This window comes from Streptomyces millisiae, assembly GCF_031845425.1.
In the GTDB taxonomy this organism is placed as follows: domain Bacteria; phylum Actinomycetota; class Actinomycetes; order Streptomycetales; family Streptomycetaceae; genus Streptomyces; species Streptomyces millisiae.
Map to the genome: position 1 here is coordinate 40,789 of NZ_JAVREM010000007.1, position 11,829 is coordinate 52,617.

The following is an 11,829-nucleotide window of genomic DNA, read 5'->3' on the forward strand; positions in this document are numbered from 1 at the left end:
TGGCCCGCAACCGGCTCGCCCCTCCCTACAGTGACGCCGAGGTCGCCGGCTTCCTTCAGATCGCTGGCACACAGCCCACCCCAGCCCGTACCCGTGCGGCCTGGGGACTGCTGGCCGGCGGACTCGGCGCCGGTCTGTGGCCCGGCGAGCACCTGACCATCACCGGCTCCGCCGTCACCCAACGCGACGGAGTCACGGTGCTCGCCGTCGGCGGACAGCGCCCACGCGAGATCCCCGTGCTGGACGCCTACGCGCCCCTGATGCGCACCCTGGCCGCCCGCTACCCCGACCAGCCGCTGATTGGCACCGCCAGCGACACCAGCAAGAACCGCCTCAACCAGCTCACCAGCCGGATCGAGGTCCCCGCCTGGCTGCCGCCGCTGGTCTCCCCCCGGCTGCGCACCACCTGGCTGGTCACCCTGCTGGCCGCCCGCGTACCCCTGCCGGAGATCCTGGCCGCCGCCGGCCTGGTCAGCACCGGCACCCTGATCGACCTCGTCCCCCACCTGCCCCGCCTGCCGGAACCGGAAGCGGCGCGCACCATCGCCCGCGCGCTGACCGACCCACCGGAGGCCACCGGGTGAACCAGGATGCTGGCGGGGAGCCGCTGTTGCCGCTGCACCGCACCGGGGTGCGGCCCTTCACCCTCGCTCAGGCATACCGCCGCGCGAAGCTGCTGGTGGAACGCTCCGGACTCCTGCCCGCCGTCGAAGCCCACCTCCACGCCGCCACCGGGGCGCCCAGGGAGTTCACCGCCCGCGCGCTGCTGGTGGGCCTGGCCACCCACGGGCTGCGGCAAGGCGAGATGCACCTGACCAAGGTCCTCCACACCCTCGGCGAACTCCCGCCCTCCGCGCGCCGTGAACTCGGCCTGCCCCACGACGTAGACACCTACCGAATGCTCTGGCACGCCTTCACCCGCCTCGTCGCCGCACTTCAGGCCGGGGCACTGGCCATCCCGCACAACCATCCCGAGGCCGACACCGCCACCGGCGAAGTGCTGCCCTGCCCCGACGACTGCCCTCACCAGCCCATCACCCTGAGCACGTTCACCGGCCGGCTCCTGCGCGCCTCCCTGCCCGAGAGCCTTCAGCTGACCGGGGCGGTGGCCATCGACTCCACCGACTACGAGACCTGGGCCCGCCGCCGCTCCTGGGCCCGCACACCCGACGTCGACCCCGACCACCTGCCCGCGGACGCGGAAGAACGGCGGGAGGCGAAGAAGGCCAAGCCGCCGCCGAACCAGCTCGGCTGGCCACGCACCGGGCACGACGGCCGCGCCCAGCACACCCTCGACCCGGACGCCCGCGAAGGCTACCGCTCCGGCAGCAACGGCGCCCGTGGAGGCGTCTTCTGCGGCTACGACCTCCACCTGACGGTCAACGCCCGCGCCCTGGGCGGCCCCGAGGTGCCCTTCGCCTTCACCGGCATGCACCTACCCCCCGCCGGTTCCCACAAAGGCGACGCCGGCATCGCCCTCATCGACCAAGTCCGCGCCCACCAGCCGGACCTGGCCGAAGTGATCGCCGACCGCGGCTACTCCTACTGCACCCCCGAGCGGTGGGCCTACCCCGTACGGGCCCGCGGCATCGAACCGGTCATCGACCTCCACACCAACCAGCGCGGCACCCACCCCGGCCCGATCCCCGGCACGATCATCCTCGACGGCGCCCTGTTCACCGACGCCCTCCCCACCACCTGGCGCGACCTGCCCGGCTTCCCCATCGGCATGCCGACCGACAAGAAGCAGGCCCTACGGGCTCGGTACGACGCTCGCGCCGCCTACGCCTTCACTCCTCACAGTCGCCCCGACCGTGACGGCTACCAGCGGCTGAAGGGGCCTGCCCGCGCCGGGAAACTCCGCTGCCCGAACCACCCGCCCTCCATGCGGCTACCCCACACCCGCCCCACCACCACCTGCGCCCCCGGCACCGACTGCGCCTGCGGCAAAACCCTCACCCTGCCGCCGAACACGATGCCCTGGACCCGCCAGCGTGCCCTGTGGGGCACCACCGCCTGGGCCGCCGACTACGGCCGCCGCGCCGCCATCGAATCCGGCAACGCCGAAGCCAAGACCCACCGCCTCCACCTCGACCGCGGCTTCACCCGCGTCATGGGCACCACCAAGAACCGCGTCCTGATCGCCTTCGCCCTCGCCGGACTCAACCACGTCCTCCTCCGCGACTGGCACGCCAAACGCCGCCGCCCCGACCCCTGGGCCACCCACCTCGACGAACCCCAACCGGCTCCCGCCACGGCCAAACGCACCCGAGCCCGCCGCCGGACCGCCACCCTCACCACACTCGCCGGCACACCACCGAGCTGACGCGCCCGTAAGCGCCCCACATCCCCCCTGCACCACGCGATGGCCCCGCCCTGCCCAGAAACCGGGCAGCACCCCTCCCACGCGGCGATCGAGCAGCCTCCGAGCAGCCCCATCAATCGGATAAAAAGACGCATAGCAGACACGCGGATAGGTCATCACCTACCCCAGGCCGCACCCCTCGCCTACAGCAACGAACCCCCGCTCTGGATCTCTCTGGAGCGGGGGTCCTGTCAATCTGACGCGGGCAATTACGTGAACTACCCGTGGTGGGTGGGTGCGGGCTTGGCGGGCGTAGTCCTGTCGTGCCCTGGGCTGCGGGTGTGTGCGAGGAGTGCGGCAGGGGCGGGAGATGGGTCCAGACATGGCCGAGTTCGGCCAGGGGCAGGCGGACGGCGATGCGGCGGGATTCCAGAGGGAGCCAGCGGGCGGAGGCGAAGTCCTTCTGGCCCCCGGGGACGTAGTCGGCGCTGGTGGTGGCGACGGGGACGAGCGCGGGATCCTCCAGGCTGGCCTGCATGCCGGCGAGCGCGGTGCGGGCATTCGCTTCTCGACGAGCGGTCGGAAGCCAGATCAGCACCGGGGTGGTGATCCCGGAGGTGAGCGCGAGCCGGTGGTAGTCCAGGAGCTTCCCGGCGAGTTTCGCCAGTGGCTCGGTGCCAGCGTCGTACTCCACGAACCACTCGATGGATCCGGTGTTGCGGTCATGCCAGCGCCCGTAGCCGTCGGGGCGGACGATGTCGCCGAAGTGCTGCGCGCAGCGCGTCTCCGGCCACCAAGCGGTGAGCTGTTCGGTACTGGCGGACTGGCGGGCGCGGTGGACGAGGCTGGTGAACAGGCTGTTGGTGCCGACGGTGTGGGTCAGGCGCAGGGAGTGTGCGATGCCGATGGCGCGGTCGTGCCGGTAGGCCAGCGCGTTGGGCTCCAGGCCGTCCTCGCGGGCCAGGATTGCCGCTCCGGCGACATCGAGGACATAGTGCATGGGGGCGGAGCCGGTGGTGATGAACGGTTGGAAGCGGTCGATGACCCGCCACTTGAAGAGCTGGAGCAGGCGCAGGTTGGCCGCCCGGGCGGTGGGCCAGGCGAGTTGGACGATCTGGTGGGTGGTGAAGACGCGGTAGGTGTAGAGCATGCGGGCCAGCCACCGGTCGCGGGGGGTGAGGTTGCCGGCCAGGCGGGCCAGGTGGGCGCCGCTGGCGGCAAGACGCGGGGTGGGCCGGGCGGGGCGGTGGCCGCGCAGGGCACGCTGCTGGGGTGGGTTGGTGATCACGGGCAACCTCACATCGGGATAGCGGTACGGGTCGGTGCGAACGGCCGTGTTGGTTGGGGTCAGGTGATGCGGCGCGGGTCGACCGTCGTAGCCCGGGGCGCCTTGGCCAGCGGGGCGGTAGCGGATCGGGGCTGGGCGTTGTGACGAGCGGCGGCGCGGATAGCGCGGGAGCGGCCGCGGATCGCGGGCGGGAGTTGCTCGGTGACCGCGGTGAATGCCGGTGCGTCGGCTCCGTGGAGGACGGGTCGGACGGCGATGGTGAACGCGCCGAGGTGCGCGAGGTCGTGCTCGGCGAGGCGGGGGGCGGTGTGGCGGGCCAGGAGCCTGGCATCCTCGGGGCTGGAGTTGAAGAAGATCTTGGTGCGGGCGTTGGTGGAGATGCCCTCTTCGAGTTCTTTGGGGAGTTGCCGGAGGTACTGGTGGGCCAGGGTGATGGACAGCCGGTAGCCGCGGGCCTCGGCGAGCATGTCCTGAAGTGGGTAGGGCAGGTTGAGGAAGTTGTGGGCCTCGTCCAGGTACAGGCTGGCGTCGGGCCGCTGGCTTTGGGGCAGGTGGGCGCGGGCCGCGGTGGCCTGCCAGGTGCGGGCCACGATGAGAGAGCCGACGAGGTTGGAGGTTTCCGCGCCCAGGGCGTCCCGTGCGATACGGACCAGGCAGATGCCCCCTGCGTTGAGCACCTGGTCCATGTCGACGGTGGAGGTGCCGCCGGCCAGGGCGGCGCGGACGAACGGCCGCAGCAGGAAGCCGCGGAGCTTGTTCATCAGCGGTGCGATGATCTGGGCTCGCGCCGGGGCGGACAACTCCTCGTACCAGGTCCAGAACCCTTTGAGGAGGTCGTCGTCGACCAGGGCCATGGCGCGTTCTCGGAAGGCGGGGATGGTGAGGAGTTTCGGTAGGTCAGACAGTTTTGGGACACCCGGCAGCGCGTGCAGGGTCAGCAGGCCGGCCCGCAAGATGTCATCGGTCCGCGGACCCCAGGAGGACGCGTAGACGCGGGAGAAGATGCTGACGAGGTTGTCGACGACGCGCGGGGCATCCGCACCTTCCAGTGGATTGAGAACGGGTGGACGGGCGTTGCTGTCGGCGTCGAACAGCACCACCTTCTCGCCGAGGTCCTCTGGCAGCCGTGCCAGTACATCGGTGATCAAGTCGCCCTTGGGATCGACGGCCACGACACCCCGCCCCGCATCGGCGTCGTCCAGGATCATGCGCGCGAGTAGCTCGCTCTTGCCGGATCCGGTGGCGCCGAGGACATGCAGGTGGTGGCGGGCGTCGGCCACGCGCAGGCCCACCGGCCGGTCCCGGCCGGCATCCGCCCTCCCGATCAGCTTGACCCCCGCCCCGCCCGCAGGAACGCCGGGCGGTGGTGCGATAGCGCGGGCCCCGGCCCGCTCCAGCTGTGGGACATCCGCGTCCCACGGCAGGTGCGCCAGCACCGCGAGTTCCTCGACGGAGAGCAGATCGCCGCGGTCCAGCCGCCGCTCATCCAGCCAGGGGAGTGTCCGGCGCCGACGCAGCCGGGCGCGGCGGTAGTAGTTGTGCTCGCTGAAAACGGCGAATGCTGCCGCCAGCGCATGGGCTCGCCCCCGCAACCGCTCCGCCACCTGTGGGCCGGCGGGCCTGTCAGTGGCCGCCGGAACGGGACAGGTGATGGCGTAACGGACCAACGTCTCGTACTTCGCGCCGCGCCCCTTAGCGACGATCGCCCGGTCCTCGGCGGCTGTCTCCAGCGCCATCTGACGGTCCTGGACGGTCGTCGTCCGGCGAGAACGCGAGGAACGAGAAGGGCCGGGCAGCAGCAGATCCAGCAGACCGCTGACTATGTGCGGTGAGCGCCCCGCGCGCAGGCGCCGCGCCGCGCGGCGGGCGACGCGGACGCGTCGCCCGGCGACCGGCCTGGCCAGGATTTGCACCACTGCTCGCTCACCTTGGCCCAGTCCGGCGGGCGTACCGAGCAGGGCGCGGATCGGGTCGGTGGCGAAGTCGGTGCGGATGGGCAGGGCCTCGGTGCGGCCGAGCCGCAGCTGGCCGGCGGCCACTTGGAGCCTGTGTCCGTCTGGCACCGTGACGGGGACTGGGGCGGTGGCGGGGGCGGTGCGGGTGTGGGAGCCGGGCCAGGCCGTTTCAACGGCGCGCTCGACCATGCCAGGGGGAACCAGACCGGGGACCCACAGCTGGATGTGGACGGTTTCTCGATCGGCGACGTACTCCCACACCACGTGGGGCTGTCCAGTGAAGTGCCTGTGCCAGGCCGGACGCAGCAGCCCGACGAGGTTGGCCCACATCGCCGCGGCCCCGTCCGCGTCCACCTCTGGAGGCGGGAACACGCGCACCACTCGGGCGTCAGCGGCGATGCGCTGACGGCACCGGCGCCGCCACCACACCCACCCCCCAGTCAGCGCTGCGATGGCGGCGGCGGTGAGGACACCGGCCAGGAGGCCCCAGGCGGCGGCCCACTGCCGCACGCCATCCACGAGGTGCTCGAGGACGCCGGCCGGGTCGCGCAGGTATTCCTCCAATGGCGTGGTGGGTTCTGCCCGGGAGCCTGGGAGCCCGGACAACGCGCGGGCGAGACGACGCGACATCACTTCCTCCCTTCCGGCAGTTGGCGATCTACGCAGCCTGGTCCTGCCGATCGGCCGCCTGCCCATCGGGCATTGGGTGGGCGGTGGTGTTGCCGCCGGGTAGCAGCCGCAGCCCGCGGCGGTGGCCGGAGGCCTTGGCTCGGGTGGTGCGTTCGGCGTCGACCTCCTGCTGCCAGGTGCGGAAGGTGCGGCCGGCGAGGCGCTTGAGAAAGTGCGGGATACGGTTGGCCGGTATGCCGACCAAACGCGGCCCGAGGACCGCGAGGAGATCGTTCGCCTCCTGGGAATGCCAGCCTGCCGCGGCGATGGCGTCCTCGTCGGGGAAGACGTCGGCGACGCGGTCGACGGCCGGGTCGAGGTCGCTGTCCTGGGTGCCGCCGTAGCTGTAGACCCACAGGAAGTTGTCCGGCGGGTCAGGCTCGACCATGGCCCTGAAACGCGCGATCTCCTTCGTGTACGCATAGAAGTTGACCGCCCACCGGGCGCGGATGATCCGCAGCCAGCTGCCCAGGTAGGCGTCGGAGAAGAAGTCTCCGGAGTCGTGAACCCTGATCCAGGTGCCACGGAATCGGCGTGCCCCCAGCTCGGCGGTCATCGCGCGCTCCCAGCCCGGCAGGTCATCGAGCACGAACTGCAGGTTCGCGTGATGCTTGGCCCTGACCTGGGGCCAGGTGTAGGTGCCGTGACGGGCGTAGCAGACCCGGGCGCAGACTCCGGCGGAGGGGCAGGTGTTGTAGGTACGGCCGTCGGGCAGGCGGCCGGCCCAGGCGGGCAGGGTCCAGTTCCAGACCCCGATCGCCCGCATCTCGCGGTTCTGGGTCAGCAGCCGCGCCGGACGAGCGCCGGCCGGGGGTGGATGAGGTTCGGCGGAAGGCACAGAGGATCGCCCTTCACATCACGGGGATACGGTCAGGCCGCGGCCGAGCGCTCGCGGCATGCTGAAGATGACGGGGTCAGCTCGCTGGGATGTCTTCGGCGGGGCCCAGGTCGACGAACGGGTCCCGGCCGTCGTCAGCCGCAGGGGTAGCTCCTGTTTCGTCGTCGTAGGCGGCGAGTTCGGCGGGGTTGGTCGTGATCAGCTGGTGCTCGGCCGGTGAGGCGATGGCCTCGAACGCCACCCGCTGCGTGCCGGCCGAGAGGAGGCCTTGGCCCTGGGCGGCTGAGAGGAGAAACTGGCGCTCGCCGTCGCTCAGGTTGAAGGCGGCGGTGATCTCGTCTATGGCCTGGGATGCCTGGCGCAGCAGGATCTGCGTGGCCGCGTTGGCGACAACGGCTTTGCCCAGGTCGGTGGTCAGGACATCGGCGGTGTCCTGGGTGGCGATGGTCAGTCCGGCCCATTGCTTGCGGGACGCCTTGGCCATGCGGAAGAGGAAGTCCGCGCCGGCTGGGTCCTTCATGAGAAGCCAGGCTTCATCGACGACAACCAGGCGTGGTCGGCGGATGGCCGGGTTGGACACCCGGCGCCATACCGCGTCGAGGGTGAGCAGGGTGCCGATGGGCTTGAGCTCGTCTGGCAGGTCGCGCAGGGAGAAGACAACGAGGTGGCCATCGGGGTGAGTGGAGGTGGGTCCGCTGAACAAGCCGGAGAACGCGCCATCCACGTATGGGTGCAGTCGGGCGGCCAGCCCGGAGGCTTCGGCGTCATCTGCTTGTCGGAGAGCGTGGGCGAGGTCGGCGAGCAGGGGAGCTTGGCGGGTCCAGGTGCGCGGGTCGGCGGTGATGCCGGCATGCTGGTAGGTGGCGGTGATTGCTCGGTCCAAGGTGGCCCGCTCGCCCGGGGTAAGCGCGGTGTCGAGCAGCACCCCGAGGACGGTGTGCAGGAACAGCGACCGCCTGATGAGTGCGTCACGGGGCGCGGTGCGGCGCCCGTCGGGCCGCACATGGATCGGCAGGTCGAGCGGGTTGAGCCGCACTCCTTCGGCGCCGAGGTGGACGTAGGTGCCGCCGACCGCGTGGGCGAGGCGGGCGTACTCGTCTTCGGGGTCGATGACGCAGATCTCGATCCCCCGATACAGGCTGCGCAGGAGTTCGAGCTTGACGAGATAGGACTTGCCGGCTCCGGAGCGCCCCAGGATGACGCTGTTGTGGTTGTCCAAGGCGAAGCGGTCCCAGTGGACCAGTCCTTGGGAGCCGATGTTGTAGCCGTAGAGCACACCGGTGGGCGCGGCGACCGAGGTAGGGTCGGCCGGCGGCAGGTCGGGGGAGGTGAAGGGGAAGGCCGCGGCGAGGGCCTGGGTGTCGAAGGTGCGGCGCATCGACAGCAGGTCCAGGCCCATCGGCAGGCAGGTCACCCAGCCCTGCAGGGAGCGGTAGGTGGCGGGCTTGGCGTCCAGGAGCAGGCTTGCGGCCAGTGCCCGGACGGCGCCGACTTCCGAGCCGAGCTCTTCGCGGCTGGCGGCGTGGACGGTCAGGTACAGGCCGAGGCGGAACAGGCGGCCTTCACCACGGGCGACGCGGGCGGAAAGGTCGTAGGCGTCTTCGGTGGCGGCTTCGACGTGGGGGTCGGGCAGGCGGCCGTGCTCGTCGTTGGACCTGCGGCCGGACTCGAACCGGGCCAACTGGCGCTTGAGGCGGTTCGAGGCGGTGACCGGGTCGATGGGGTCGATGTGCACGGAAACGTCGATGCGGCCGGGGTAGGTCAGCAGCGGCTGCAGCCATCCCGGGTGGACCTCCCGCGGGTACCCGACGACTGCGAAGGACGCTACGTGCTCGCCGCCGACTTCCAGGTGCCGGGCACCGACCGCCAGTGCGTCCGGGGCGAACGCGCCACTCTCCCCACCCTGCTGCCGGGCCACCGGCGCGGGACGAGGGCGGAACAACGGGCGTCGGGTCATGACTCCTCACCCCAGTGCGTCGTCTGGAAGGAGTCCATCGCGGTGTCGTCCTCGTCCGGTGGGGTGGTGGTGATGACGTCGTGGGTGCCTGCCAGGTGAGAGGAGGGTGGGAGGAGGCTGTCGGGGTTGCACGCGGCGGCCAGCACAGCGGTGGCCTGCCCGGCGTCCAGTGGCGTGACGGTGATCCCCACCGGCCCGAGCAGCTCGACTGCTTCCTCGATCCGGCGCATGAGCCGGGCTTCGGCCGACCGCCGTGCCGCGTCGTCTGGGTCGGTCTGCCGCTTCCCGGCGCGGCGCCTCAGCGCTGCCTTGGGACCGGCGGTGTAAGGGTCGGCAGGGCCTGCCGTGCGTAGGGGTTCGCGGGCGATGAGTAAGACTTGGCGCCGCAGCAGGTTGCTGGATTCCCGCAGTTGCGTGAGGTACTCGGCGTGTTCGAGGGCGGCGTGCTCCAACGCGGGGTGTGGCAGATGCGGGGCGTAGGTCTGCAACTCCGTGATCTGGGCGGAGACATCGAGGCGTTCGGCGCGCACCAGGATCTGGACGGGAGCGGTCAGGGAGTGCAGGTAGCGTCCGAACGCCGCGGTCAGCGACTCCTGTTCGGCCGGGGTGCGCAAGGCGAAGTTCACCGTCGAGCAGACCGCCACGATGGCCATGCCGTCCCGGCCCAGATCGATGACCCCGGTCTCAGCCACGGCCTCGGCGGGCAGCCGCAGCGGCGCCGGTGCCACCTTCCCGGGCGCCTGTTCGGGGTCGTCAGCGGGGACGGCGCGGGCCGCGAGCCACCCGGGCGCGGGCTGGATGCCTTCGGGGGCGGCGATGCGGTAGCGCGGCGCGATGTTCTGCCGGATCGCGGCCCGCAGCAACTGGTCCAGGGGAACACCGTCGCGCCGGCCGAGCGCCAACAGCACCGCCGCCCCGCCCAAAGGCACTGCGGCGACCAGGAACACGACGAGCGGAACGACGGTCCGGGTAGCGGTGTAGAAGGCGTACAAGAGGATGCCGGCGCCGGAGAGGAGCAGCAGTTGGCGGGCGGTCAGCCCGGCCAGCACGGTGTCCTCCCGCTCGACATCCGCCGGTATCCGCACCGGAGTACTCACGATTGCGTCCTCCTAGCTCTTCTTCGAGGTGCGCGGCGTCGGGGGCGCGGAGGTGAACGTCGTCGGGGCTGGTGCCCGGCCGCGGGGCGGTAGCGGAACGTTCCCTCCGCCCAGAGAGCCGGGGGAGCGGAAGGTAGGCGCGGCCGGTGCCTGGGGGGCATGGCTCGGCGGCCCGGAGGTGGCCGGGGTGCCGGACTGTTGGAACAGTGGCCGGCCAGGAACCGGTGCCGTGGGCCGTCCCCGCGGGGGCGGTGTGCTGCGGCCGGCCTGGGGCGCGAGGAAGACCGGCGGACCGGGCGGTGCGCTCGTCCGGTTGGGGTGAGGGCGAGGAGCTCCGGAGTGAGGGCCGTGGAAGGTCGGCTGACCGGACGGTGCGCTGGCCCGGAGGAATCCTGGATGCGCAGGTCCGCCGGGTGCTTGGAAGGTGGGCAGCCCGGGAGCGGTGGGGGTGTGGAAGGGGCGGGGCGCGGGCCGCTGGTTGGGTGCCAGGAACAGCGGCTGGCCGGGCGGGCGTCGCGGGCCTGGGCGGCGAGCGGGCATGGTCGGGGGACCTCCCGAAGGTGGACGGCGGGTGGGCGCCATCGACCCGGCGGAGTGGGCCGCGCGAGTGGCGGTCACGCCGCCGCGCAGCAGGCCGAAGGTCTTGTAGGTGAGGTAGGCGCGCACGAGGCGGCCGGCCAAGGAGGGGCGGCCGCTGGTGAGCCGGGTAGCGGCCATGATCCAGAAGGGGATCTTGAACAGGATGTACATCAGCCCCAGGGAGACGATCATGTTGATCGTCCCGGTGCCGGGGGTCGTGCCGAGGAACGTGAACCCGTCGCTGGAGAGGAACACGTTCAGCGCGGTGACCAGGGTCAGGGACTGGGCGACCTGGATGGCCAGCAGGCCGGAGAACGCGCGCCACCACCAGCGGGCGATGGCGTCGGTCTGGGGCAGGGCGTGGCACATCAGGGCCAGCGGTGCGGCAGCGAGCAGGATGGTGGTCAGCGCGACCCGCACCACGTAGGTGACCAGGACCGCGACGAGGAATCCGGCAACTGCCAGGGCCAGGAAGACCATGAACATGTTGCTGCTGTCCATGGAGCTCAAAATGAGATCGGTCAAGGCGACACGGGGCGCCTCCGGGGCGATCCCGGGGTCCAGGAACGCACCGGTCAACGCGTTGGCGATGACGATCATCCGGGTCGCGAAGAACAAACTCAGGGCCGAGGCTAGGAAGCCGAGGATCAGCCGGGGCGCGATCTCGCGGGCGGAGTACTGGGTCTGGACGGTCTGATAGCCCATGACGATGATCCCGGCGGCCATCACCAGCACGGAGTAGGAGGCCAGCACGATCTGCCAGGACCGCGACCACAGCGCGTCCACATGGGGGAGCTGGTCGGGTGTGGGCGTGGTCAGCAAGGTGTTGCCCAGCAGTTCCAGCAGGGGGTTGAGCGCGGCGGTGGCCAGCCCGGTGAAGAACGCGTTGATCGCCGAGGTGATCCCGTCGAAGACCCACCCGGCGAACCCGCCGGGCCCGCCGTCGTCGAGGTCCTCCATCTCCTCGTCGGCGCCGTCGTCCGGCTCGAGGGTGTCGCCGCCGGGCGGGTTGGGGTCCGGCTGCGGGATGCAGTCCCAGTCCTCGACCGGGTCGCAGGACGGCTCATCATGCTCATCCGCCGGCGCGGCCACCGCCGCTGTGGTAGCTGGCATCGTGGGTGGGGCGGGCTCGGGTGCGGCG

Annotated in this window: 8 protein-coding genes; 2 read left to right on the forward strand and 6 right to left on the reverse strand. The window is 71.4% G+C overall.

Going from position 1 to position 11,829, the window contains the following annotated elements:
- Positions 1-197 precede the first annotated feature (197 nt).
- On the forward strand, positions 198-584 hold the full coding sequence (locus RNC47_RS09470) for a hypothetical protein (RefSeq protein WP_311597321.1): 387 nt from the start codon (positions 198-200) through the stop codon (positions 582-584).
- Complete coding sequence (locus RNC47_RS09475) at positions 581-2,326, forward strand: transposase (protein ID WP_311597322.1); 1,746 nt, start codon at positions 581-583, stop codon at positions 2,324-2,326. Before RNC47_RS09470 ends, RNC47_RS09475 begins: the two co-directional genes overlap by 4 nt.
- Positions 2,327-2,438: 112 nt before the next feature.
- On the opposite strand, the gene RNC47_RS09480 is transcribed toward RNC47_RS09475, so the two are convergent.
- The 6 genes from RNC47_RS09480 to RNC47_RS09505 all read right to left on the reverse strand — a co-directional run bounded on the left by RNC47_RS09480 (position 2,439) and on the right by RNC47_RS09505 (position 11,801).
- A complete protein-coding gene (locus tag RNC47_RS09480; RefSeq protein ID WP_311597323.1) occupies positions 2,439-3,593 on the reverse strand; it encodes a replication-relaxation family protein in 1,155 nt (384 codons plus the stop codon).
- Positions 3,594-3,652: 59 nt separating this feature from the next.
- A complete protein-coding gene (locus RNC47_RS09485; protein WP_311597324.1) occupies positions 3,653-6,178 on the reverse strand; it encodes a helicase HerA domain-containing protein in 2,526 nt (841 codons plus the stop codon).
- 28 nt (positions 6,179-6,206) lie between these two features.
- Positions 6,207-7,055 carry a GP88 family protein gene (locus tag RNC47_RS09490; protein ID WP_311597325.1) on the reverse strand — a complete coding sequence of 283 codons (849 nt, stop codon included), beginning with the start codon at positions 7,053-7,055 and terminating at the stop codon, positions 6,207-6,209.
- 76 nt (positions 7,056-7,131) lie between these two features.
- Positions 7,132-9,012 carry a VirB4 family type IV secretion system protein gene (locus RNC47_RS09495; RefSeq protein WP_311597327.1) on the reverse strand — a complete coding sequence of 627 codons (1,881 nt, stop codon included), beginning with the start codon at positions 9,010-9,012 and terminating at the stop codon, positions 7,132-7,134.
- Positions 9,009-10,109 (reverse strand): PrgI family protein, encoded by a 1,101-nt coding sequence (locus tag RNC47_RS09500; protein WP_311597328.1) that lies wholly within the window; start codon positions 10,107-10,109, stop codon positions 9,009-9,011. Before RNC47_RS09500 ends, RNC47_RS09495 begins: the two co-directional genes overlap by 4 nt.
- A gap of 12 nt (positions 10,110-10,121) precedes the next feature.
- Positions 10,122-11,801, reverse strand: a complete 1,680-nt coding sequence (locus RNC47_RS09505) for a hypothetical protein (protein ID WP_311597329.1) — start codon at positions 11,799-11,801, stop codon at positions 10,122-10,124.
- Positions 11,802-11,829: the final 28 nt, after the last annotated feature.

Excerpts from the sequence above, each read along its gene's own strand:
- RNC47_RS09495 (WP_311597327.1), bottom strand. The coding sequence starts at position 9,012 with ATGACCCGACGCCCGTTGTTCCGCCCTCGTCCCGCGCCGGTGGCCCGG.
- RNC47_RS09485 (WP_311597324.1), bottom strand. The coding sequence starts at position 6,178 with ATGTCGCGTCGTCTCGCCCGCGCGTTGTCCGGGCTCCCAGGCTCCCGG.
- RNC47_RS09505 (WP_311597329.1), bottom strand. The coding sequence starts at position 11,801 with ATGCCAGCTACCACAGCGGCGGTGGCCGCGCCGGCGGATGAGCATGAT.